Below are 24,785 nucleotides of genomic sequence, written 5' to 3' on the forward strand. Positions count from 1 at the left end.
TATAGTCTATTAAATGATTAGGAGGATTACTGAATGTCTGATATTTTTATAGGAGAGCTAATTGGCACTTTCATATTAGTCGTATTCGGTGTTGGTGCTGGGGCCAATTTGAATTTAAACAAGACATTTGCTAATGGTGGTGGCTGGATTGTCACTTCGTTTGCATGGGGGTTTGCTGTCGCGTTTGGTGTCTACGTTTCAGATTTCTTTGGTGCGGGTGGCCATCTCAATCCAGCGGTAACATTGGCGGCAGCTTTAGCTGGTAGTATTGAGTGGGGAGCTGTTGCATATTATGTATCAGGACAAATGATTGGTGCATTTATTGGTGCAGCGTTTGTTATCTTATACTTCTATCCACACTGGAAAGCTACTAGTGATCAAGGCACGAAACTGGGCGTTTTCTCAACAAGCCCAGCAATTAAAAATACGCCATTTAACTTCATAAGTGAAGTACTCGGAACATTTATTTTAGTCTTTGGTTTGAATGCGATTGGGCTAAATTCATTTGCTGAGGGATTAAATCCTCTTATCGTTGGGTTCTTTATTGCCGCAATTGGTATGAGTCTTGGGGGAACAACAGGTTATGCGATAAATCCAGCTCGTGATTTAGGACCGCGTCTTGCCCATGCATTACTACCCATCCCAGGCAAAGGGTCTTCGGACTGGGGCTATGCTTGGATTCCAGTTGTAGGTCCATTAGTTGGGGCTGTTCTTGCAACATTTGTATTTCAATCTTTATTCTAATAAATAGGGGGATGCCGACATGACAAAAAAATATATCTTATCACTAGATCAAGGAACAACAAGTTCAAGAGCGATACTTTTTAATAAAGAAGGTCATATTGTAGGTGAATATCAACGGGAGTTTAAACAGCATTTTCCAAAGCCAGGCTGGGTTGAGCATGATGCGATGGAAATTTACGCTTCTATTCTTTCTGTTATGGCGGGTGTCATAAGTGAAAATAATATACAAGGCAGTGAAATTGCTTCTATTGGGATCACTAATCAAAGGGAAACAACGGTTGTATGGGATAAAAATACCGGTTTACCAATCTATCACGCTATCGTATGGCAATCCAGACAAACGAGTGAAATCTGCAATGAATTAAAAGCAAAAGGCTTAAATGATACTTTTCGTTCGAAAACGGGCTTATTAATTGATGCATACTTTTCAGGTACAAAAGTAAAGTGGATATTAGACAATGTTGAAGGAGCACGTGAAAAGGCAGAAAATGGCGACTTGCTTTTCGGAACGATTGATACATGGATTATTTGGAAGTTATCTAACGGTCAAGCACATGTAACAGATTACACGAATGCATCAAGAACATTAATGTATAATATTTACGATTTGAGCTGGGATGACGAATTATTAGATATTCTTACAGTTCCTAAGTCTATGCTGCCTGAGGTGAAATCCAGTTCTGAAGTGTATGTGGAAACAGCGAAAGAGATTTTTGGCGATATCACGATTCCCATTTCCGGTATTGCTGGTGACCAACAAGCTGCTTTATTCGGTCAGGCTTGTTTTGAGAAAGGCATGGCAAAAAACACGTACGGCACAGGGTGCTTTATGCTTATGAATACAGGGGAAAATCCAGTGCAATCAGAAAATGGTTTACTCACAACTATTGCATGGGGACTGGATGGTAAGGTAGAATATGCATTAGAGGGTAGTATTTTTGTTGCTGGCTCGGCTATTCAATGGTTGAGAGATGGCATGAGAATGATTAAGACTGCCCCAGAAAGTGAAGACTACGCAACGCGTGTAGAATCAACTGATGGTGTTTATCTTGTACCTGCATTTGTTGGACTTGGGACACCCTATTGGGAAAGTGATATTCGAGGAGCTGCTTTTGGAATGACGCGTGGAACGACGAAGGAACATTTTATTCGTGCCACATTAGAGAGCCTCGCATATCAAACAAAAGATGTGTTAACAGCAATGGAAAGTGATTCAGGTATTGAGCTGAAGAAGTTACGTGTCGATGGTGGCGCTGTGAAAAACAATTTCTTAATGCAATTCCAAAGTGATATACTAGACACTATTGTTGAACGCTCAGAAATTAATGAAACAACGGCTTTAGGAGCTGCGTATTTAGCCGGCTTAGCTGTTGACTTCTGGACAAAAGAAGAAATCATTAATAACTGGAAAATTGGAGATTCATTTGAAAATCAAATGGAATCAAGCAAGCGTGACGAATTATATAACGGCTGGAAGAAAGCAATTAAAGCAACAATCGCATTTCAATAAAACAAGTTAATATAAAATGTTGGAGAATGAGAGACCGCAAATCAACCCTGTACATAAGGGCTATTTGCGGTCTTTTCTTTTATCCAAGGAAGGATGGATTATGATGAATAGAAAGGCAAACTTAAACGAATTGAAAAACAAAAAATTTGATTTACTTGTACTCGGAGGTGGGATTACCGGAGCTGGAATTGCTCTTGATGCCCAGTCACGTGGCTTAGATACAGGGCTAATTGATATGCAGGATTTTGCTGCTGGCACAAGTAGCCGCTCAACTAAGCTTGTTCATGGCGGGCTACGTTATTTAAAACAAATGCAAATAGGCGTGGTGGCAGAGGTCGGGAAAGAAAGAGCCATCGTTTATGAGAATGCACCCCATGTTACCAATCCTGAATGGATGCTGCTTCCGTTAATTAAAGGAGGTACATTTGGACCGTTTACTACTGGTATTGGATTAAGGGTTTACGACTTTCTTGCAGGTGTTAAGAAGAGTGAAAGACGGAAGATGCTATCTAAAGAAGAGGCAATTAAAAAAGAGCCATTACTTGTAAAAGACACCCTGAAAGGTGCAGGTTACTATGTAGAATATAAAACAGATGATGCCCGTCTCACACTTGAAGTCGCTAAAAAAGCAGATGAACTCGGTGCAACCTTAGCAAACTATGTCAAAGCAGACGACTTTATATATGAAAATGGCAAAGTCATTGGTGTAAATGCAGTTGATGTATTTTCAGGCGAAGCTTTCCCTATTTATGCGAAGGAAGTTGTTAATGCTACAGGCATCTGGGTAGATGGACTAAGAAAAAAAGATGGCTCTCTAAGCGGTAAGGAATTATTTCATACAAAGGGTGTCCACTTAGTATTTGACCAAAAAGACTTTCCGTTACAAAACGCTGTTTACTTTGACACACCAGATAAAAGAATGGTATTCGCCATTCCACGTAACGGAAAAACATATCTAGGCACAACAGATACTAAATATGAGGGAGACCTCGTAAATCCAGAAATGACAGAAGAGGACCGTGATTATCTACTAAAAACAGTAGAACTGGTTTTTCCAACATTATCATTGTCTAAAGACCAGATTGAATCACATTGGGCGGGTGTTCGTCCACTCATCTACGAAGAAGGAAAAAAAGAATCCGAAATCTCACGTAAAGATGAAATATTCTATTCTGATACTGGGCTCATCACCATAGCAGGTGGCAAACTAACAGGCTACCGCAAAATGGCCGAAAAAACAGTCGATGTTGTCGCAGAGAGATTAGGAAACACCCAATCATGTCAAACAGATCACATCATTTTATCAGGCGGTGATGTAGGTGGTTCTAATGGCTACCAGTCTTTTGTGGAAGAGCAAATAAAGAATGGTACAGCAATCGGATTTACAGAACAAGAAGCAAAGCGCATAGTCGAACGCTATGGCTCTAATATCAAAAACGTATTTGAAATTGCTAAAAAAGCTAAGGGTGAGCATGATAAAGTCAATCTATCCCTTGAAGCCTATGCTACATTAATCTATAGCTTAGAAGAAGAAATGACCGAAACCCCAACCGATTATTTTATGCGACGCACAAGTGCCATATTGTTTAATAAACAATGGGCAATGAACTATAGTGAAGCAGTTGTGACATTTATGAGTGATTATTTTGCTTGGAATGCACAAAGGACAGAGAAAATGAGAGAAGAGTTGAAAGAGGAAATAAATAAGGCATAATCATAGAAAATCGTACGGCCTGAGCCGTGCGTTTTTTTTTTTGAATTGGAATAAAGTTAGAAGTTTAAGGTTGCAATTATCAAGTTTGCTCACTTTTTAGTGGTTGTGTATTGATTACGACATGTCAAAGTAAACATGATCAGGATTTAAACGTGTGATTGAACATACTTAGGACACAAAGGATTATTTGCATGTCCACCTCTTACACCCTACTAAATTCGTTGGCGAATGATGTACTATAAAAGATAAAATGGGCTTGGAAGATAATCCAAACCCATTTTGTATCTTAAATGTCTTATTAATCCATAATCGCTACTAAACGTCCTGTCACTTCATGACGTTCTAAACGAGCTAAACCTTCCCCAATTTCATCAAAGGTGATTTCAGTAATGGCTGGATCGATATCGCCTGAAGCCATTAATTTATATACTTCTGCAATATCGTATTTATCTCCACCAACACTTCCGAGTAGGCTTGCAGCTTTTAAGATAAGTGGATCAGTATTAATTGTAGATTCTAGTTTCCCCATACCTACTAATACAACTTTACCACCTGGTGCAACTATATCAATTGCGCCAGCTGTTGTGGTACCGAAGCCAGCATAATCGACTACTAAATCTGGTGCAATATCGGCTAATTCTTTAATATCTTCAAATACATCTTTTACACCAATTTCTTTGGCTAATTCACGTGCTTTAGGGCTTACATCTACTGCATACGTTTCAATGCCAGCCACAACAGCTGCACGAGCAGCAATTTGACCTAATCCTCCGATACCAATTACTGCTACTTTCATTCCTGGTTTAGCTTCACCACGTTTGAACATTGCGTGATAAGAGGTCATTCCTGCATCGGTGCCAGCTGCCGCTTGTGCATAAGTTACACCATCAGGAATGGGTACAAGGTCAATCGCGGGAGCAGATACTTTATTTGAATAGCCTCCATCATAACCATATCCAGGTCCCATACCAACTAAGCTAACAGGACAAACACCAACGCGGTCACCTACTTTGAAATCGGTTACACCTTCGCCAACTTCAGTAATCATACCTGCTACTTCATGTCCCATAATGATTGGTTTTTTCTCGATAATATCCATCCATTTTGGATCATGTAAAGCTCCTACATCAGAATGACAAAGTCCAGCTGCCTTCACATCGATAATTACACGACCCTCAGTTGCTACTGGATCTGGTTTTTCAACTACTTTCAATGGTACATTGGTTGCTGTAAATTCCCAGCCTTTCATATTAACCCCTTCTTTCTAAAAGTTTTACCATGGTTCCTACCTAGGATTTGCCGATTAAATTGATATTACAATTGTACATTGTCGACAATATAAATTATAACGCTATTTGTGTATTCTGTATACTGAATCAAAAATAGCAATATATTACTGGCTTTCCTCTATACTTACTTTTCTATAAGAAAAGTTTGTCACCAATGCAAATGAGAGAATATTATTTAAAATATTCTCACTATTTATTGACCATTTAGTTTATTTGTCTTACAATAATACAAAATGAGGAGGGATGAATTATGCGATTGAACACAGAACGAAAAGAAGAGCCCCTTTTTATAAAAGTCCATGAAAAAGACAATGTAGCAATTGTTGTTAATGCTGGTGGGTTAAAGGAAGGTACAACCTTTTCTAACGGGCTGGTTCTTACTAGTAGAGTACCAGAAGGACATAAAGTAGCACTTAAAGAAATAGCTGAAAAGGATGAGATTATCCGTTACGGAGAGGTGATAGGGAAAGCGTTGAAACCTATTAAGAAAGGAAGTTGGGTAGAAGAGTCAATGGTTGAGCTTCCTATTCCACCAGATTTACATAAGTTAAGTATAGCAACTCGTGTGCCTGATGCCCTCCCACCATTAGAGGGGTATACATTCCGAGGATTTCGCAATCCTGATGGAAGTGTAGGAATAAAGAATGTTTTGGGAATATCAACAAGTGTGCAATGTGTTGTAGGTGTACTTGATTTTGCTGTGAAGAGAATAAAAAATGAATTACTGCCAAACTATCCAAATGTAGATGATGTCGTAGCTATTAATCATCAGTACGGATGTGGAGTAGCCATTCAAGCGCCAGAAGCAATCATCCCGATAAGGACTTTGCAGAATTTAGCTAAGCACCCGAACTTTGGAGGGGAAGCTTTAATCATCGGTCTTGGGTGTGAAAAGTTATCACCATTAATGCTCGCACCTGATGGTAAAGATCGCGACATATTGTCTTTACAAGAACAAGCAGGTTTTTCAGATATGGTAACAAATATTATGAATATGGCCGAAGAAAAGTTAGAGAAACTAAACCTTCGCAAAAGAGAAATCTGCTCAGTAAGCGATTTAGTGGTTGGCTTACAATGTGGGGGAAGTGATGCTTTTTCAGGTGTTACAGCTAATCCTGCTGTTGGTTATGCTGCTGACCTTTTAGTAAGAGCTGGTGCTACAGTCATGTTTTCTGAAGTAACTGAAGTAAGGGATGCAGTCCATCTTTTGACACCTCGGTGCGAAACGAAAGAGATTGGAAACGCTTTAATTAAAGAAATGCAATGGTATGATGAGTATCTTCAAAAAGGTAAAGCAGATCGAAGTGCGAACCCATCTCCTGGCAATAAAAAAGGAGGCCTATCTAATATAGTAGAGAAATCATTAGGTTCAATTGTTAAATCTGGTAGTAGTGCTATTTCTGGTGTGCTTGCACCAGGAGAAAAAGCAACACAGAAAGGTCTCCTTTATGCGGCTACTCCAGCAAGCGATTTCGTATGCGGTACATTACAGTTAGCTTCTGGCATGCATCTACAGGTATTTACAACTGGTAGGGGCACACCGTATGGATTAGCAATGGCACCTGTCATAAAAGTATCCACAAGAAATGCTTTAGCAGAACAGTGGAATGATTTAATTGATGTAAATGCGGGAACGATTGCCACAGGTGAATCAACAATTGAAGATGTGGGATGGGAAATATTCCATCACATTATTGAAGTAGCAAGTGGAGAAAGAAAGACTTGGGCAGATCAATGGGGGCTTCATAATGATTTAGCTCTATTTAATCCTGCACCGATTACTTAATTAGATAAAAAAAACGAACCCAGTACCGTTCTTTACATACGGTTTGGGTTCGTTTTTTATTCTAATACTTTTCCTTCAACAAACTTCAAATGATTGTACATTGCTTGAAATGCAGCCTGAGGATCTTTTTTCTTGAGTGCTTCATAAATGGCTTTATGATGTCTGATTGTTTTTTCTTTTTCTCGATATTTGATTTGTGCGTTGATTTTTACATGTGAGAGTAAAAGCGAATCAATCATTCCTTGTAAGACAGGATTATTTACACTAAGGGCTATAATTCGATGAAACATAAGATCATGTTCACCATACTCGTTGTCGACTGAATTTTCCATTTTGATAATTGTGTCATTCAAAGCTTCAAGAGTTTCATCTGTCATTTTTTCTGCTGCATATGTAACAAGACCTAGTTCTAAAGAGGTGCGTGCTTCAACGATTGCTTCAATATTGTCACTAACAAGGGAAAGCATGGTTGAAAATGGTTTATTACTTATACTCTCAGTAAAGTAAGTACCATCTCTCGTTTTTCTTTTTACAATACCAAGAGATTCCAGTGAAGTCATCGCCTCTCTCATGACGGGACGACTGACACCTAGAAGTTCCATTAATTCCATTTCCGGAGGTAGTTTGTCACCGGGTTTAAGTTTATTTGAAATTAATAAATCAATTATTTGTTCCTCTACTTGCTGAGCCAATGTTTTTCGTACGACTTGGCTACTAATTAAATCAAGCGCATCTTTCTTCACAATTGTCCACCATCCAAATTACAATAGTTTAATTAATCTAATTGTAATACAAATAGAATTAAAAGAATAGCAAGCCCTTTAGAAAAATAAATAAAAATTTTCAAAAAACATATTGTCAGTTAATTTAATTTGTCTTACAATTATACATAACAAATTGAAAGGGGAGGAATGAAATATGCATTCACCTAGAAAAGCACCTACAGGTATTCTCGGATTTCCTGTAGCTCCATTTGATGAAAATGGAAAGTTAGACGAAAAAGCGTTAGAAGTTAATATTCGATATTTGATTGAAGAAGGATTAGAGGCAATCTTTATCGCATGTGGGTCAGGAGAGTTCCAATCATTGAGTAAAGAGGAATATGAAATCATGCTTGATGTTGCCATCCAAGAAGCAGGTGGTAAGGTACCTGTTTATACAGGTGTAGGTGGAAATATTCAGGATGCCCTTTCATATGCGCGCTTATCAGAGGATAAAAAAGCAGATGGCTTTCTTGTATTACCTCCCTATTTAGCAGAAGGTGAACAAGAGGGATTATATGATTATCTGTATCAAGTAATCTCAGAAACATCACTTAATGCTATTGTTTATCAAAGGAATAACGCGATTCTACAACCTAGCACATTAGAGAAATTACTAGATTTAGAGCAACTGGTTGGCCTAAAAGATGGTGTAGGGAATATGGAACTGAATATTTGTTTAACCAATCGTATCGGTAAACGTTTAAGCTGGTTGAATGGCATGCCTATGGCTGAGGTAACAATGCCAGCTTATATTCCATTAGGGTTTGATTCGTATTCCTCTGCAATTTCAAATTATATCCCTCATATTTCTAGACAGTTTTATGATGCTTTGTTACAAGGGAAAAATGAAATTGTCCACGAGATATATAAAGATATTATTTTACCAATAAATGAGATCCGTAAGCAGCGAAAAGGCTATGCAGTCTCCTTAATTAAAGCAGGTATGGAACTGTCAGGGTTACCAGTTCAGAACAAGGTTCGTGCACCTTTCACACCTGTAGAACTTGAACATTACAAACAATTAGAAAGTATTTTGCAACGAGCAAAAGAGAAGTATCCAAAAAAGCAAAAGATTGTCAGGGGGTAAGGGAATGAGTACAGTGACAACGGCAAACTACTTAAATTATATTAATGGGGAATGGATAGAGTCGAATTCAAATGAAACAATTGAAAGTATCAATCCGGCGGCACCGAGTGAAATAGTTGGTGTGATTCAATCGTCAACAACAGATGATCTAGATAAAGCTGTTGAAGCAGCGAAGCATGCTCAGAAACCTTGGAGAAATTTAAGTGGTGCCCAGCGTGGTGAAATACTTTATAAAGTAGCTGGATTAATGGAGGAGCGGTTAGAAGAAATTGCTGAATGTGCTACGAAGGAAATGGGTAAAACACTTGCGGAGACGAAGGGTGAAACGAAACGTGGCATAGCGATTTTAAAATATTATGCAGGAGAAGGAATGAGAAAAGTAGGTGATGTCATTCCATCTACCGATAATGAAGCATTGATGTTTACGACAAGAGTACCACTTGGAGTTGTGGGCGTTATCACTCCTTGGAATTTCCCTGTTGCTATTCCAATATGGAAAGTGGCACCAGCACTGATATATGGAAATACAGTAGTCATTAAGCCTGCTAGTGAAAGCGCAGTTACTTTTGCGAAAATTGCTCAATGCTTTGCTGATGCAGGATTACCAAAGGGTGTACTAAATATGGTCACTGGCTCTGGCGCTGTAGTCGGTGGAGGGATTGCTAAACATCCAGATATAAAAGGAATTACTTTTACTGGGTCAAATGCAGTTGGTAAATCAATCGCACATGAGGCAATGAAACGAGGCGTGAAGTATCAACTTGAAATGGGTGGTAAAAACCCAGTAATCGTTGCCAAGGATGCTGATTTAGAGTTAGCAGTCGACGCTGTTATTAAAGGTGCTTTTCTCTCTACTGGACAAAAGTGTACAGCAACGAGCCGAGTGATTGTAGAAGAAGCGGTATATGATAGATTTGTAGAAAAATTGGTGATTGAAACGAAAAAGATTACGATTGGATCAGGTCTTCATGCAAGTAGTTGGATGGGACCATGTGCAAGTGAGTCGCAATATAAAAATGTATTACAAGCTATTCAAACAGGGGTAAGTGATGGTGCAAAGCTGCTTCTAGGTGGTAAGCCATATGAAGACAAGGAGAGTGGTGGCTATTTTGTCGAACCAACGATCTTTGAAGTAGCAGATCAAGAAATCGCTATTGCTAGAGAAGAGATTTTCGGACCGGTTATCGCTCTCATAAAAGTTTCGTCATTAGAGAGCGCAGTTGAAGTAGCTAATGATTCTGCTTATGGCTTAAGTGCTTCGATTTTTACGCAAAATATTACAAGAATGCTGAAATTTGTTCAAGAGATGGAAGCGGGATTGATCCGGATTAACGCTGAAAGTGCTGGTGTTGAATTACAAGCACCATTCGGTGGTATGAAGGAATCGAGTTCACATTCACGTGAACAAGGAGAGGCAGCAAAAGAATTCTTTACATCTATTAAAACTGTGTTTGTAAAAGGCTAGCATCAGGATGAGTGGGCAGCGCGACCTACTCATCATTTAAAAAAACAGTAGATTGTTTACGCTTACATTCAATAAAATAAAAGAGGGTGATTACCATGGCAGTCCTTAAATCGGAAAGACAAATAACACCAGCAACAGGAAAGAAAACAAAAACGAGATGGTTAATTGTTCTAATGATCTTTATTGTCACAGTTATCAATTATGCTGATCGTGCTACTTTATCAATTGCCGGTCCAGCGCTATCAAGTGATCTAGGTATAAATTCAGTGATGATGGGGTATTTATTTTCAGCATTTGCGTGGTCCTATGTATTAGGGCAGATTCCTGGTGGATGGTTGCTTGATAAATTTGGCTCTAAGCGTGTTTATTTTTGGAGTATTTTCCTTTGGTCTTTGTTTACTTTAGTACAAGGGTTAATAGGTTCATTTCAATCAGTCACAACAGTTGTTATCATTTTATTTGCCTTAAGATTTTTTGTAGGGTTGGCAGAATCACCATCTTTCCCTGCAAATAGCCGAATTGTAGCTGCATGGTTTCCGAGTGCGGAAAGAGGGACTGCCGCAGCAATCTTCAATTCAGGCCAATACTTTGCTACTGTACTATTCGCACCTATCATGGGGTATATCACCTTCACATTTGGTTGGGAATATGTCTTCTTTTTCATGGGGGCCATCGGAATCATTGTAGCCTTTGTATGGTTAAAAACGATATACAACCCAAAAGATCACCCTAAAATTAATCAAGCAGAGTTGGATTATATAAAAGAAGGCGGCGCATTAGTTGATATGGATACTGCGGCCAATCAAGTAGAGAAAAAGCAAGGGCCGAACTGGCAATATATAAAGCAATTATTAAGCAATAAAATGCTTCTCGGCGTCTACCTAGGACAATATTGCATAACGACATTGACCTATTTCTTCTTAACATGGTTCCCGGTCTATTTAGTGGATCAAAGAGGTATGAATATATTAGAGGCAGGTTTAGTTGCTTCATTACCTGCTATCTGTGGATTTATTGGTGGTATATTGGGAGGAACGTTCTCTGATTTCTTATTGAAGAAGGGTGTCTCGATAACGGCAGCAAGGAAAATACCAATTATTACTGGTTTACTTCTCTCTATGAGCCTTGTCATTGCTAACTATGTGACCACAGAATGGGTAGTTGTTTTTGTAATGTCCCTAGCTTTTTTTGGCAAAGGATTTGGGTCTCTGGGATGGGCCGTTGTTGCGGATACTTCTCCGAAAGAGATGTCAGGGGTGAGTGGAGGATTGTTTAATACTTTTGGTAATGTAGCAGGTATTACTACTCCAATCATTATTGGCTATATTGTAGGCACGACTGGATCTTTTAATATGGCGTTGTTGTTTGTTGGTGCGAGCGCTTTAGTCGCAATATTAAGTTATTTATTCCTTGTAGGTGAAATTAAGCGAGTAGAATTGAAGAAAGTTTGATAGGGGAGGAAGAAAGGTATGGAAGCAAATATAGTAGATAAAATGATAGCCAAAGAAGCACCTGTTATCACAAAAGTGGAGGTCATCCCTGTTGCAGGCAGAGACAGCATGCTCTTGAACTTAAGTGGCGCTCATGCCCCTTTTTTCACTCGGAACATCTTAATTTTGCATGATCATTCTGGCCGAATGGGAGTAGGTGAGGTTCCTGGAGGAGAATCTATTCGTCAAACGCTAGAAGCTGCAACAGAGATAATTATTGGGAGTTCAATTGGTGCTTATCAACAAGTGCTTAAACAGGTCAATGAAGCATTTGCTAACAAGGATGTAGCAGGAAGAGGACAACAAACTTTTGATTTGCGTACAACCATTCATGTAGTTACAGCTATCGAATCGGCGTTCCTTGACTTACTTGGTAAATATCTGAATGTACCTGTATCGGACTTGCTAGGAGAAGGTAGGCAGCGTGATCAAGTTGAAGTATTAGGCTATTTATTCTATATTGGTGACCGTCATAAAACAGATCTCCCGTATGAATCACCAACAAGCGATAATAATCGTTGGTTTCAGTTACGCCATGAAGAGGCCGTAACACCAGAGCAGGTGGTAGCCCTTGCTGAAGCCGCATACGAAAGATATGGATTTAAAGACTTTAAACTAAAAGGCGGCGTGTTTAATGGAGAAGAAGAAATGGAATCCATTATAGCCATTAAAGAACGCTTCCCTCATGCTAGAGTGACACTTGATCCTAATGGGGCTTGGTCCTTAAATGAAGCCATCGCATTATGTAAAGGGAAAAATCATATACTCGCCTATGCAGAAGACCCATGTGGGGCTGAAAATGGCTTCTCATCTAGAGAAATTATGGCTGAGTTTCGTTTAGAAACAGGCTTACCAACCGCAACTAATATGATTGCCACAGATTGGAGACAAATGGCACATAGTATTCGCCTACAAGCTGTTGATATACCTCTTGCCGACCCCCATTTTTGGACGATGCAAGGTTCTGTGAGAGTTGCCCAAACATGCAAGGACTTTGGCTTAACATGGGGTTCCCATTCTAACAATCACTTTGATATATCGCTGGCGATGTTCACCCATGTTGCAGCTAGTGCACCAGGGAAGGTAACAGCTATTGATACACACTGGATTTGGCAGGAAGGTCAGCATCTAACAAAAGACCCCTTCATAATAAAAGAAGGAAAAATCGAAGTACCAAAAAAACCAGGCTTAGGCATTGAGATAGATAGAGAGAAACTAGCAGATGCTCATCAACTCTATAAAACATACGGACTTGGCAGCAGAGATGATGCCAAAAGTATGCAATACTTAATTCCAAATTGGCAGTTTAATCCGAAGAAACCTTGTATGGTTAGATAAGGATAAATAAACGGTTCAGATAACACCAGGATTGTGTCCTGGTGTTTATTTAGCTTTTCTAAAACTTACTATTATGTAAGATCTAAGACCAATTGTGTACGATCAAATAAGTCTTGTCAGTATGAAGGCGATAAAGGTGAATAACTAGAAGGATTTAAGTGCTAGAGTTAAAGTAAATAAAAAAAATGAAAAAATATGACGAAATACATTTTAAATATTTAGAAAAATATGTATAATTACTAAGATAAAGGTCTTGGTAGTTAATCATATTTATAGTATTGATGTACTAGTCACAGTGAAAGGCTTGTGCTTGGGTTTGAGTCAATAGGTGGAGATACGACAAAATGTCTTTTAGAAACGATGAATATCTTTATTTCTTTTGATGAGAGTGTGAAGAGAAAGATAGAGATAAGTGAGCGGTGGGAGATGAGGGACTTTATTCGAGTATTAAAGAATAACGAACCATTTTATTTCTCACTTTTTATTTTAACATGAAGACAATGTCAGGTTGAGAATTTGTTCCATATGTTATAAGGGCTAAGATTAAAGGTCTTCATAGAACGCGTCATTTTTAAAAAGTAATAACACAGTTACGTATAGAGAAAGAGTTAGCGGAGAAATATCGAGATGAGAAGATGGTTCAACCATTAGTTGCCGACATGAATCAATGGGGGATAAAGGACTCTTCATTTCATTTTGGCCCCTGTTGGCAAAGAAGCAATGGCCATTAAACAAAGTCTAATCTATGAATATTGTTTATAAATCTCCTCTTTCAAATACGAAGCTCATAAAAAAAGAAATGGAGGGATTTAAGGGGTAGTTCGAGTATACAATATCCAGTTTGTAAGTCATTTAAAAGAGTATTGAAAGCAAGTAATCAGATGTTCTTCTTGATAATAACATGCATTGTTTTTGTAATCTCATTCTTTGGTTCGATAGACAAGGAGGTGAAGCTTAGGGGAGAGCTAATTAAAATAAAAGCACTCAAGTCAGTCCTGGCAGACATCGGACTTGAGCGCTGTGCAGTTGGTATACCAACATGATGTTAGTATACCCTTAATTTACTTAATTGAAAATAAGTAAATAAGAAAGGGGATAAAAATGTTAAACCATACTGATTATTTACTGAAGAGCAAAACGGAAGCTTTAAAAGCGATAAATGTACATAATAACTATATTCATACACAAGTAATCGAAGGAAAGAATACAACTTTTATTGTGGAAAAACCACCAATAGCCATTGTAAAAGACAGTTTGAGAGAGTATGGAATGACCTATAAAGGGGCTCTCCAAGCTGCTAAGTACAAGCTAAATAAAAAAAGTACACCGCCTATTCGTATTTGGGGGGCTCAGGATATGTATTGGTTCTATTTTTCATCTCAATACGATATTGATAATACATTTGTTTCTCTAGCACATATTCATGAAATGCAACCATTTAATAAAAATATGACAAAAATAATTTTAACAAGCGGTTATTATTTCAATCTTTCTATTAGCTGTAATAAAGCTAAGAAAAGGTGGGACCAAGCACGCCTTCTTCGTGGACAAATTCAAGATTCAATAAATAAGCAATCATTCGTTCCTTTAATGGAGCTCCCTGGAATGATTAGTGAAGAAAAGGAAGAGTATAAATCAGAATGATAATATACGTACGAAGGGTCAGTTCGAGAATCAAGGAGTTATTGCCATATAAGCAGGACAAGCAGTGAAATCGCAACTAATAAAAGAATAATTAGTGATATAAGTAGGGTAACCAGTAAAATCGCTACTAATAAAAGAAGAATTAGAGAGATAAGTAGGGTAACCAGTAAAATCGCTACTAATAAAAGAAGAATTAGAGAGATAAGTAGGGTAACCAGTGAAATCGCTACTAATAAAAGAAGAATTAGAGAGATAAGTAGGGTAACTAGTGAAATCGCAACTAATAAAAGAAGAATTAGTTATTAAGTAGGGTAACCAGTGGAATCACTACTAATAAAAGAATAATTAGTGATATAAGTAGGGTAACCAGTGGAATTGCTACTAATAAAAGAAGAATTAGAGAGATAAGTAGGGTAACCAGTAAAATCGCTACTAATAAAAGACTACCCTGCCATTGAATTCGCAGAAATGAGTAGCGCTAAAGCTAGTTCCGTGAATTTTGATTAGTATTAGCGTGAATCAATCTCGATTATGATAGATAGAAAGGAGACTTCTCTTGCCAACTTATAACAAACTAGTACGTGACAGAATTCCCGACATCATCCAAAAGTCAGGGAAATTATACAATACAAGAATACTATCTCACTCTGAATATACAATGGCACTTAAACGTAAACTTCAAGAAGAAGTGAATGAATATCTACAGGCAGGGCACTTGAAGGATCAAGGTGAAGAGCTAGCTGATATTCTCGAAGTCGTTTATGCATTATCAGAAGCTCAACAAATGTCAGTTGATGAATTAGATGCGATTAGAAGGACAAAAGCTCAACAAAGAGGAAGGTTCGAGAGTAGGGTGCTTTTGATAGATGTGCAAGAATAAGCTTATTATCATCTTTAAGGCAAAATCAATGGCATTACAAAAGGATACATAAGAAAGCACATGATGCATGCATCATGTGCTTTCTTAATATATGTGAAAAAATCTAACAAGTTATCCTATATAACAACCAACAAGTGCTTTTATATCCATAAAAAGTACCTGATAGCGCTCTCATAAAAGCATTGTAATAGGAAGATAATCTGAATTTTCTTGTTTTGTAGTGTTTTTATGTCACATTTCCTTACAAGTTTGTTGACGTTGCCTTTTATAACAAAGATAATTAACGACATATTAAAGACAAGGAAGTTGGGAGGTGTGTTTTTATTGAATTGAAGATGGCGGTTGTTGGTCCTGTTCCACTTGGTCAAGAGATTTGTCACATTGCCTCAGAGTTTGAGGGGATAGATGTGATTCCACTATTTTATGAATCTGCAGAACAATCACCAAGGTTGATTGAAAACTATAAATTCCCAGTAGATATGTATATTTTTGCTGGTCCTTCACCATTTCAACTAGCATTAAAATTTATTCCAAATTCAAGTATGGCTTATTATATTCCTTTTGAAGGAGCGGATATTTACCGATTACTTTTACAGGTATATGAGCAGTATAACCGATTTCCAGTCATTAGCTACGATATTGTAGATCAAGACTATTTAATAGAAGTATATGAGGAAAATAATCTGACTCTTATTCCTTATTTTTTACATTCTCACAAGGATGGTTTTTTAGATAGTAACGCTTTAGTCCGTTATCATTTAAAGTTATTAAAGAATCAACAAGTTGAAGTGATTGCAACGACAATGAACGCGGTTTATGAGCAGCTAAAGTCGCAGGACGTTCCCGTTTTCTTAATAAAACATACGAAATCCACAATCCGCGATATGTTAGTTAAGGCGATATTAAAGGAGCAAGACATAAAGAAAAAGGAGCTTCAGCTGACGGTATTACGTTTTGAAATTAAGGCGATAGGGGTCCATGATAAGCAGGCTGTAAAGGAAATGATTACTGAAATTATTATTTTCGGACAGAACTATTTATTGAGTACAAGTAATGTAGAGAATATGGTCGTTAGTTTGTTTTCAACAAGAGGTGTGTTTGAAAAGGTAAGTAAGGAGCGAACAGATTTTACATTTATTGAAGCTATGAATCGCAAGAAGCAATTGCTAGTTCACTTAGGGATTGGTATAGGCGATACAGCAGAAAGTGCTAATTTTAATGCACAGAAGGCACTTGAACACGCAAGTTCGAATGAGCGTGGAAGTTGTTATCTTATTGATGAGGATAAGAGAATTTATGGCCCGTTAGGAACAAAGGAATCAGTTAGTTATCCATTATTGTTCAGTAACCGAAAGAATATTACCTTAACACTAAGAAGATTATATGCATGGTTATTCTTGGTGAGAAAGACAAAGGTAACAACGCGAGATATTAGTATGGGCATGAATACGAGTGAGAGACATGCTTCGAGAATACTAAAAAGCTTATGTGATCAAGAGGTAGCAGAAATAACGGGAAAGGAGTCCATGAATCAAAAAGGAAGACCACGCCATATTTACTTCATTCATTTAGATAAATTAAAGGAAGCGGCGAATTAGAGGTGAGGAGGCTTAAACGGTAATGAAGAAGATGTACCACTATTTTATCCTACTATTATTTGTCACAACGTTAGCAGCTTGTACCACTATGCCTAGTGCAGCAAACAATGGAAAAACATATGGGAATGAATTAATCATTGGTATGGAATCAGAAGCGGATGTGTTAGACCCCCACCGGGCAGGGGGGTGGGTAACGATGAGGATTAACTATCAAATGTTTGAACCATTAATCGGGGAAGATTTGAGCAAATCTTCTGGTGAAGCATCTGTACCAGAGCTCATTCCAGTGTTAGCGAAGAGTTGGCAAGTATCTGAGGACGGAAAGATGTATACTTTCCACTTAAGAGAGGGTGTCAAGTTTCATGATGGGACACCATTTAATGCAGAGGCTGTGGATTTTAATATAAAAAGATTAACGGATGAGAATTTTGAATATTTCGATAAAATCGGGTCGAGTCGTACATTTAGAACATGGAAGTTTTTTGATAGAAGTGAAGTGGTGGATGAATATACCCTCAATATTCATTTGAGCTCACCTTTTTCTGAGTTTCCAAGAATGCTAGCTCAGATTAATTCATTACAAATTGTTAGTCCAGAATCGATCATTACAGGGGGCAATGATAGCGTCGGGGAAAATCCCGTTGGAACGGGACCATTTAAATTTAATAATCGTAATCGTGGAGAGAATATAACGCTAGTAAAAAATAAAGACTATTGGGGCGAAAAAGCGAAGTTAGACACAGTTATTTTTAGACCAATGTCTGATCCAGCTAGTAGAGTATTAGCCTTGCAAAATGATGAAGTGGATATCATTGCTGTACCACCGCCTGATGGGATTGAAAATTTAGAAGAAAAAGGATTCGATATTTTATCGGGCACACCGCCACATGTATGGTACTTAACATTTAACTTTGATAACGAATATATGCAAGATCAAAGGGTTAGACAAGCGATTAATTATGCAATTGACCGAGAGGGAATTGCCAATCAGTTGTTAAAAGGAACGGTTTCTCCTGCCTATACCATACAATCTCCAGGGTCGGTGAACTTTGATCCGAGTCGTAAATGGTATGAGTATGACCCAGAAAAGGCAAAGGATTTATTAGCCGAAGCGGGTCTAGAAGATGGGTTTAACATGATATTACAAACTTCTGTAGATGGTTCGGGGCAATTAATGCCTGTTGATATTGCTGAATGGATTCAAAGAGATTTGAAAAAGGTAGGTATTGACGTCACATTGGATACGCAGGAATGGATTACTTATTTCTCAGGATATAGTGATGGCATGGATTCTTCTATTGCTATGAATCAAATGTCTGCTGGTAGAACATCGCCATTCTTTTTATCAATGGTCGCTCATTCGGACTTTGTTGCTCCCGGTGGCTTCAATTCAGGTAAGTATGCAAGTGCAGAAACAGATGAATTGTTAGACCGTGCGTCTACAGCAACAGACGATGTCGAGGCATTAGAAATATGGAGACAAACAGAAGAAAAGATTATGACAGATGCGGCTTTCGCACCAATTGTTCATGATACGGCACCTTATGTAGTGAATAAGCGAGTGAAAGGCTTTGTGGTTCCATCAGAAGAATGGTATACGCTCGCACCTGTTTGGATTGATCAATAAAAAGTGCTGGGAGGAGAAGTAAATGACAAGGTTCTTATTCAAACGAATATTATCAACAATTCCTGTACTTTTAGGAGTAACCATCTTTGTCTTTTTATTAATTCAATTAATTCCTGGTGATCCTGCAAAGTCGATTTTAGGAGGAGATGCGACAACTGAAGCGGTTGAGGCATTGCGAGTGGAAATGGGATTGAATGAATCGATGATTGTGCAATATACGAGCTGGATGGGGGATCTGTTACAGGGAGATTTAGGTTATTCACATACACTTCATACACCGATTACAGAAGAGCTTCTCCCACGATTTTTGAACAGTATGATTCTCACTGTTGCCAGTCTCTTCATATGTGTGGTTCTTGGAGTAATCTTAGGACTCATTAGTGCATTAAGAAAGGGCAGTATTTTTGATAAAGCAAGCATGGGTGTAGCTTTAATTGGTGCGAGCATGCCGGTGTTTTGGATTGCGCTTATGCTTATGTGGCTTTTCTCTTTAGAAATGGGATTATTCCCTGTAAGTGGCATGTACAATATGAGAGGTCCTGGAGGATTACCAGATTTACTACATCATTTACTATTACCAGCTTTCGCAACAGCAACAGTTTCATTAGCGGTGATTGCTAGACTGACTAGAAGTACAATTATTGATACGTTGCAAAAGGATTATGTGAAGTACTTTCAGTCATTCGGATTATCAAATTCGAAGATAAATATTGTACATGTATTAAGAAACTCCTTGCCTCCAATCATTAATATTTCTGGTATGCAAGTGGGTTACCTAATGGGCGGCGCCCTATTTAGCGAAGTTGTTTTTAATTGGCCTGGCATTGGGCAAGCGTTATATGTTGCTGTGACATCAAATGATTATCCAACGATACAAGCAGGAATATTATTGATTTCCATTACATTTGTCATCGTTAATCTCATTGTTGATCTCTTAAATGTATGGCTTAGTCCAAAGTTACAGGATTCAATTAAATCTAATGCGGGGTGAAGATATATGAAGGGATGGAAGATAGCCTATAAGGCTTTTTTAACAGATAAAGTAGCAACAGTTGGTGCATTGATTATAATTATTTCTTTCTTAGTCGCATTATTCGCTCCATGGCTCGCACCTTATCACCCGAATGAAGTGGCTGATGGTAGCATAAGGCTCATGCCACCAGGTACAGATGGTCATCTATTAGGAACAGATCAACAAGGAAGAGATATTTTAAGCCGAATTATCTTTGGGACACAAACATCACTCATATCAGCAGTTGTCCCTGTCGTAATTGCGGCAATGATAAGTATTGGATTAGGAATTATTGCAGGATTTTATCAAGGAATTGTTGGCAATATCATTATGCGTTTAATGGATATTTTCTTCGCATTTCCTGCCGTGTTGTTAGCAATCGCTATTGCTGCGATTTTAGGACCGGGTTTACTTAATGTAATTATTGCGATGATCATTGTCAGAATTCCTTATATGACTCGTGTTGTATATACTGATACCCTTCAAGAAAGTCAGAAGGAATACATTGAAGCAGCGAAGGCTTTTGGTGTGAGCCGTACGGAAATTATGTTTAAACAAATCTTACCGAATGTCCTGCCATCACTAATTGTCTATAGTACAACACTTGCTGGGGTAACGATTGTGACAGTAGCTGGTCTGAGCTTTATCGGGCTTGGTGTTCAGCCACCTGAAGCTGACTGGGGCAGAATGGCTAGTGACGGTAGTGATTTACTAATGCTAGGACATCCCTTTGTTACTTTCTTTCCAGGAATTGCGATTTTAATTCTGTCGTTTGCCTTTAGCATGATTGGTGATGGATTGAGAAACGCACTCGATCCATATGAAAGGTCGAAGGTGAAAAAGGAAAATGTGACCGCTAAAAAACCAATGGTCGCTTGATAATAAATGAAGGATGTGGTGGTGAAATGATTCAGGCGGTAGGACAGAAGCAAGCGTTTCTAGATGTAAGCCATTTAACGACGAAGATTCATACATCAGACGGTTCAATGACAGTACTTGATGATATTAATCTATCGATTGATAATGGTGAAATCATGGCAATAGTAGGAGAGTCAGGGTCGGGGAAATCGATGACTATCCATTCCATCTTACAAATGATAACGAAGAATTTACTAGATAGCTATGAAGGTGAAATTCAAGTGGAAGGGAAAAGTATTTTGGACATTGGGCAGAAGGAGATGCAGAAGATTAGAGGAAAAAAAATCTCACTCGTTGCTCAGAATGCAATGACTTCTCTAGATCCTTCTTATCGTGTAGGTAAACAGATTATCGAAATTATTTTAGATAAAACAAATTTATCTAAGAGGGAGGCGATAGAAAAAGCCATATATTTATTAGAGGAGATGGGGATTGATGAAGCCAAAAGAGTGTTTCAATCATTTCCACATCAATTGAGTGGAGGACTGAGACAAAGGGTAGTTATTGCCATGTCTCTCGCCTGTGATCCAGATCTTATTATTGCAGACGAACCGACTTCTGCTTTGGATCCCACTGTACAATTGCAAGTACTTGAGCTATTCCAAAAGATTAATCGTGAGTTAGGGACAGCTATTCTTATCATTACACATGATTTCGGCGTAGTTGCTAGAATAGCAGAAAGTGTGGCTGTGATGTATGCTGGACAAATTGTTGAGCAAGGGAAGACGAGTGAGGTGATTTACAATCCACAACATCCTTATACAAATAGTCTGCTCAACTGTATACCCGATTTAGATTGGATTTTCCAAGATAATGTGGGAAAGAAACCGTTATTTCAAATTAAAGGGGAGCCACCCAATTTAATGAATATAAGTAGTGGTTGTCGATTTGCAAGTCGCTGTCATATGGCTAAAGATATTTGCCATGCTAAACAACCAGACCTTAAAAGAGTGCATTCACTTGATTTGAACCACGCCGTTCGTTGTCTATTAACTGAAAGGAGAGAATCCTATGCAAAGTGAGTCCTTATTAGATGTAAGTGGTCTAACAAAGGTATATGGTAACAAAGGTTCATTGTTCGTACCGCGAAAGGAAATACTAGCTGTTAATAAGGTAAGCTTTTCTATTAATAGAGGAGAGACGTTTGGTTTAATTGGTGAGTCTGGTTCCGGGAAAACAACGATTGGTCGGATGGTGATGCGATTAATTGATGCAACGGCTGGCGACATTCAATATAAAGGTAAGTCCATTCTGTCGATGAAGAAGGGAGAGATGGATAAGTTAAGAAACGAGATGCAAATCATATTTCAAGACTCTGGTTCGGCATTCAACCCAAGAAAAACGATTGGGGAGCAAATTCTTCATCCTTTGAATAAATTCTATCCTGGTAATGAAGCTCAGATTCAGTATAAAAAGGTGATTGAAATGCTTGATGTAGTTGGATTGCGTTCAGACTTTTACCACCGATATCCACATGAATTATCTGGTGGTCAAAGGCAGCGAGCAGGTATTGCAAGGGCATTGATCGTGAAACCGAAATTTCTTGTCCTAGATGAACCTGTATCAGCTTTAGATGTTTCAGTTAAAGCTCAGATTATGAATCTCTTAATAGAGCTACAGAAAGAATTTCAATTAACCTACCTTTTTATAGCCCATAATTTAGATTTAGTTGCTTACTTCTGTGATCGTGTAGCTGTCCTTTCAAAGGGGAAAATGATAGAAACGGCACCTACAATCGATTTGTTTAGAAAGCCTCAACATGAAGTGACACAAAAACTATTAAGTTCCATTCTAACATTAGATGGGGATTTAGGAGATTACTATCGCAAGCAATCTGTCATATAAAATGGAGGGGTTTTACATGGAAAATGTGTTTTTCAAAGATATTGAGTCCGTTGCACAGATGTTAAAGGTTCAGGAAGTATCGCCTATAGATTTAACGAAAAAGTTACTTGAACGGATTCAATCAATTAATCCTGTATTAAATGCATATATCACTTTGATGAGTAAAGATGCATTAGAGCAGGCTACGGTACTTGAAAAAGAATTAAAAGAAGGGATTATTAGGGGTCCACTCCATGGCATACCAATTGCCTTAAAAGATATATTTGAAACGAAGGGGAGCGTGACTACTTCTGGTTCTAGAATCTTTGAAAACTTCATTTCCCAAAAGGATGCCGAAATCGTAAAGCTACTAAAAAAAGCAGGGGCAATTATAATAGGGAAGGCAAATCTTCATGAATTCGCGATGGGGGCGACAACAGAAAATCCTCATTATGGTCCTTCAAGAAACCCATGGAATATATTGAAAATTCCTGGTGGATCGAGTGGTGGATCTGCTGTAGCCGTTGCAGCGGGGATGGCATTTGCTGCTATTGGTACGGATACAGGAGGTTCCATTCGCTTACCGTCTGCTTTATGTGGTGTTGTTGGTTTAAAACCAACATATGATTTAATTAGTACCGATGGATGTACGCCTTTAAGTAAGAGTCTGGACCATATTGGGCCAATGACAAGAACGGTTGCTGATAGTCGTATACTCCTTCAAGTCATGGCAGATGCCAAAAAGTTAGAACGAGTCGATCTTAGTATCCGACTGAAGGATTTAAAAGGTGTAAAAGTAGCTATTTGCAAAGATTATTTCTTTGAAGGAATGGATGAAGAAATAGCCATTCATATTCATCAGGCATTAGCTAAGCTTGAAAATCTCGGAGCAGAAATAATTGAAGTAGATATTGTTGGTATACAGGAGGCGCTACAAGCACAAAAAATAATTTTCAAAGCAGAAGCCTATGCTTTTCATGAATCTATGTTTATGGATAAATCACACCTCTATGGAGAGGATATACAGTTCCGCTTACAAGCTGGAAAAGATGTGTTAGCAAGTGAATACATTCAGGCCAAACAATATCAGCAAGCCTTCCAACAACATATCGAACATAAAATGCAAGCAGAACAAATTGATGTCTTCTTTTCACCAACGAATATAATACCGCCTTTTGATATTGGAAGTGTTGGTCCCGAAGAATCGGTGAATAATATTTTTCGATTAGGCAAGACACCACTAGGGAATTTGTTAGGGCTACCTATATTGTCGGTTCCTTGTGGTTTTACATCAGAAAGACTACCTATTGGGTTCCAAATCATGGGAAGGATGTTTGAGGAAGGGAAAGTATTAGCCATCGGTGAAGTATACGAACAATCAGAGGGTTGGGTATCATATTTAGAGAGAAATGAAGTTTATCAAATAGAGAAAACGATGTAATTTGCAAAGGGAAACTCTAGAGGGGTTAAGGCTCTAGAGTTCTTCCTTTTGTTAAAAACGCTGCTATTTCCTTGCTACTTCTAAGTGTGATTATCTTCAAATTTGGCTTAGTATCTTTATATTTACGAAACCGCTCATGCATTTTTGTCTTTCTTCTATAATAAGTAGTCACGATAAACTTAAAGAATACCCAGTCAATTTTTTCATGACAGCCTTCAGTTATATCAGGTCTTGATCTTTTATGAAATTGGATACGGCGTTTAAAAATCCGGTAGAGACAGGTGGAGAGAGGGAGTTCTAAGTAGATGATTGTATCTGCTGCTGCTGTTCTAATGGGGAAGGTACTAGTGTAATTCCCCTCAATAATCCATTCAGGTTGTTTTATAATGCCTTGTTGAAGGTGTATGAATCTCTCTTCTGTTGATTCTTTCCAATTGGGGAGCCAGTATAAGGTATCTAAATGATGGACATCTATTTGTAGCTTCTTGCTAAGTTTTCGAGCAAAAGTGGACTTGCCAACACCTGCAGATACACCTATAACCATGATTTTTTTCATACAATATACTCACTCCTCTTCTACATAAGCTTATTTACGCTATTAGAGAGCTTCATTTTCCTTTAAAATGATAGTAACTGTCAAGTAGGAGGAAAATA

20 protein-coding genes are annotated in these 24,785 nt (G+C 38.2%); 17 read left to right on the forward strand and 3 right to left on the reverse strand.

Features of this window, described 5'->3' with window-relative positions; translation table 11 throughout:
• The first annotated feature begins 33 nt into the window (after nt 1–33).
• The 3 genes from MKX67_RS04725 (at nt 34) to MKX67_RS04735 (ending at nt 3,968) form a co-directional block, all read left to right on the forward strand.
• Nucleotides 34–744, forward strand: a complete 711-nt coding sequence (locus MKX67_RS04725; RefSeq protein WP_095370423.1) for an MIP/aquaporin family protein — start codon at nt 34–36, stop codon at nt 742–744.
• A 19-nt stretch (nt 745–763) separates the two neighbouring features.
• Nucleotides 764–2,254 (forward strand): glycerol kinase GlpK, encoded by a 1,491-nt coding sequence (gene glpK / locus MKX67_RS04730; RefSeq protein ID WP_307319031.1) that lies wholly within the window; start codon nt 764–766, stop codon nt 2,252–2,254.
• 100 nt (nt 2,255–2,354) lie between these two features.
• Nucleotides 2,355–3,968, forward strand: coding sequence for a glycerol-3-phosphate dehydrogenase/oxidase (locus MKX67_RS04735; protein WP_342488940.1), 1,614 nt, complete (start codon nt 2,355–2,357; stop codon nt 3,966–3,968).
• A gap of 298 nt (nt 3,969–4,266) precedes the next feature.
• Here the strand turns inward: MKX67_RS04735 and MKX67_RS04740 are convergent, their stop codons facing one another.
• Nucleotides 4,267–5,217, reverse strand: coding sequence for a zinc-binding dehydrogenase (locus MKX67_RS04740; protein ID WP_095370421.1), 951 nt, complete (start codon nt 5,215–5,217; stop codon nt 4,267–4,269).
• A 290-nt stretch (nt 5,218–5,507) separates the two neighbouring features.
• Here MKX67_RS04740 and garD point away from each other — a divergent pair, with 290 nt between their 5' ends.
• A complete protein-coding gene (gene garD / locus MKX67_RS04745; protein WP_307319024.1) occupies nt 5,508–7,043 on the forward strand; it encodes a galactarate dehydratase in 1,536 nt (511 codons plus the stop codon).
• 56 nt (nt 7,044–7,099) lie between these two features.
• Here garD and MKX67_RS04750 read toward each other — a convergent pair whose 3' ends face one another.
• Nucleotides 7,100–7,786, reverse strand: coding sequence for a FadR/GntR family transcriptional regulator (locus MKX67_RS04750; RefSeq protein ID WP_095370419.1), 687 nt, complete (start codon nt 7,784–7,786; stop codon nt 7,100–7,102).
• A 175-nt stretch (nt 7,787–7,961) separates the two neighbouring features.
• Here MKX67_RS04750 and kdgD point away from each other — a divergent pair, with 175 nt between their 5' ends.
• From kdgD to MKX67_RS04815, 13 genes are all read left to right on the forward strand, one after another.
• Nucleotides 7,962–8,894 (forward strand): 5-dehydro-4-deoxyglucarate dehydratase, encoded by a 933-nt coding sequence (kdgD, locus tag MKX67_RS04755; protein WP_095370418.1) that lies wholly within the window; start codon nt 7,962–7,964, stop codon nt 8,892–8,894.
• Nucleotides 8,895–8,898: 4 nt separating this feature from the next.
• The gene (gucD, locus tag MKX67_RS04760) at nt 8,899–10,359 is read left to right on the forward strand and encodes an alpha-ketoglutaric semialdehyde dehydrogenase GucD (protein ID WP_095370417.1); all 1,461 of its coding nucleotides are present in this window, start codon (nt 8,899–8,901) and stop codon (nt 10,357–10,359) included.
• A 95-nt stretch (nt 10,360–10,454) separates the two neighbouring features.
• The gene (locus tag MKX67_RS04765) at nt 10,455–11,810 is read left to right on the forward strand and encodes an MFS transporter (protein ID WP_095370416.1); all 1,356 of its coding nucleotides are present in this window, start codon (nt 10,455–10,457) and stop codon (nt 11,808–11,810) included.
• Between the two features lie 18 nt (nt 11,811–11,828).
• A complete protein-coding gene (gudD, locus tag MKX67_RS04770) occupies nt 11,829–13,187 on the forward strand; it encodes a glucarate dehydratase (RefSeq protein WP_233435307.1) in 1,359 nt (452 codons plus the stop codon).
• Between the two features lie 1,101 nt (nt 13,188–14,288).
• On the forward strand, nt 14,289–14,831 hold the full coding sequence (locus MKX67_RS04775; RefSeq protein ID WP_322909928.1) for a competence protein ComK: 543 nt from the start codon (nt 14,289–14,291) through the stop codon (nt 14,829–14,831).
• Between the two features lie 556 nt (nt 14,832–15,387).
• Complete coding sequence (locus MKX67_RS04780; protein ID WP_095370414.1) at nt 15,388–15,711, forward strand: nucleoside triphosphate pyrophosphohydrolase; 324 nt, start codon at nt 15,388–15,390, stop codon at nt 15,709–15,711.
• A 329-nt stretch (nt 15,712–16,040) separates the two neighbouring features.
• Entirely contained in the window at nt 16,041–17,309 is a 1,269-nt protein-coding gene (locus MKX67_RS04785; RefSeq protein ID WP_307317299.1) for a hypothetical protein, read from the forward strand.
• A 22-nt stretch (nt 17,310–17,331) separates the two neighbouring features.
• Nucleotides 17,332–18,936, forward strand: a complete 1,605-nt coding sequence (locus MKX67_RS04790; RefSeq protein ID WP_307317297.1) for an ABC transporter substrate-binding protein — start codon at nt 17,332–17,334, stop codon at nt 18,934–18,936.
• A 22-nt stretch (nt 18,937–18,958) separates the two neighbouring features.
• Nucleotides 18,959–19,927, forward strand: a complete 969-nt coding sequence (locus MKX67_RS04795) for an ABC transporter permease (RefSeq protein WP_342488942.1) — start codon at nt 18,959–18,961, stop codon at nt 19,925–19,927.
• 6 nt (nt 19,928–19,933) lie between these two features.
• Nucleotides 19,934–20,827, forward strand: coding sequence for an ABC transporter permease (locus MKX67_RS04800; protein WP_322909930.1), 894 nt, complete (start codon nt 19,934–19,936; stop codon nt 20,825–20,827).
• 26 nt (nt 20,828–20,853) lie between these two features.
• Nucleotides 20,854–21,888: an ABC transporter ATP-binding protein gene (locus MKX67_RS04805; RefSeq protein ID WP_095370409.1), complete on the forward strand. Its 1,035-nt coding sequence runs from the start codon at nt 20,854–20,856 to the stop codon at nt 21,886–21,888.
• Entirely contained in the window at nt 21,878–22,711 is an 834-nt protein-coding gene (locus tag MKX67_RS04810; RefSeq protein ID WP_095370408.1) for an ATP-binding cassette domain-containing protein, read from the forward strand. The genes MKX67_RS04805 and MKX67_RS04810 overlap by 11 nt, the downstream gene beginning before the upstream one ends.
• Before the next feature lie 16 nt (nt 22,712–22,727).
• Nucleotides 22,728–24,131: an amidase gene (locus tag MKX67_RS04815; protein WP_342488946.1), complete on the forward strand. Its 1,404-nt coding sequence runs from the start codon at nt 22,728–22,730 to the stop codon at nt 24,129–24,131.
• A gap of 25 nt (nt 24,132–24,156) precedes the next feature.
• Here MKX67_RS04815 and MKX67_RS04820 read toward each other — a convergent pair whose 3' ends face one another.
• Nucleotides 24,157–24,687 carry a topology modulation protein gene (locus tag MKX67_RS04820; protein WP_095370406.1) on the reverse strand — a complete coding sequence of 177 codons (531 nt, stop codon included), beginning with the start codon at nt 24,685–24,687 and terminating at the stop codon, nt 24,157–24,159.
• Between the last annotated feature and the right edge of the window lie 98 nt (nt 24,688–24,785).

The sequence above is a fragment of the Cytobacillus sp. FSL W7-1323 genome (assembly GCF_038595015.1).
Lineage (GTDB): Bacteria > Bacillota > Bacilli > Bacillales > Cytobacillaceae > Cytobacillus > Cytobacillus kochii.

Coding starts and splice junctions, on each gene's coding strand:
- MKX67_RS04725 (WP_095370423.1), top strand. CDS start 34: ATGTCTGATATTTTTATAGGAGAGCTAATTGGCACTTTCATATTAGTC.
- glpK (WP_307319031.1), top strand. CDS start 764: ATGACAAAAAAATATATCTTATCACTAGATCAAGGAACAACAAGTTCA.
- MKX67_RS04735 (WP_342488940.1), top strand. CDS start 2,355: ATGATGAATAGAAAGGCAAACTTAAACGAATTGAAAAACAAAAAATTT.
- MKX67_RS04740 (WP_095370421.1), bottom strand. CDS start 5,217: ATGAAAGGCTGGGAATTTACAGCAACCAATGTACCATTGAAAGTAGTT.
- garD (WP_307319024.1), top strand. CDS start 5,508: ATGCGATTGAACACAGAACGAAAAGAAGAGCCCCTTTTTATAAAAGTC.
- kdgD (WP_095370418.1), top strand. CDS start 7,962: ATGCATTCACCTAGAAAAGCACCTACAGGTATTCTCGGATTTCCTGTA.
- gucD (WP_095370417.1), top strand. CDS start 8,899: ATGAGTACAGTGACAACGGCAAACTACTTAAATTATATTAATGGGGAA.
- MKX67_RS04765 (WP_095370416.1), top strand. CDS start 10,455: ATGGCAGTCCTTAAATCGGAAAGACAAATAACACCAGCAACAGGAAAG.
- gudD (WP_233435307.1), top strand. CDS start 11,829: ATGGAAGCAAATATAGTAGATAAAATGATAGCCAAAGAAGCACCTGTT.
- MKX67_RS04775 (WP_322909928.1), top strand. CDS start 14,289: ATGTTAAACCATACTGATTATTTACTGAAGAGCAAAACGGAAGCTTTA.
- MKX67_RS04790 (WP_307317297.1), top strand. CDS start 17,332: ATGAAGAAGATGTACCACTATTTTATCCTACTATTATTTGTCACAACG.
- MKX67_RS04795 (WP_342488942.1), top strand. CDS start 18,959: ATGACAAGGTTCTTATTCAAACGAATATTATCAACAATTCCTGTACTT.
- MKX67_RS04800 (WP_322909930.1), top strand. CDS start 19,934: ATGAAGGGATGGAAGATAGCCTATAAGGCTTTTTTAACAGATAAAGTA.
- MKX67_RS04805 (WP_095370409.1), top strand. CDS start 20,854: ATGATTCAGGCGGTAGGACAGAAGCAAGCGTTTCTAGATGTAAGCCAT.
- MKX67_RS04810 (WP_095370408.1), top strand. CDS start 21,878: ATGCAAAGTGAGTCCTTATTAGATGTAAGTGGTCTAACAAAGGTATAT.
- MKX67_RS04815 (WP_342488946.1), top strand. CDS start 22,728: ATGGAAAATGTGTTTTTCAAAGATATTGAGTCCGTTGCACAGATGTTA.
- MKX67_RS04820 (WP_095370406.1), bottom strand. CDS start 24,687: ATGAAAAAAATCATGGTTATAGGTGTATCTGCAGGTGTTGGCAAGTCC.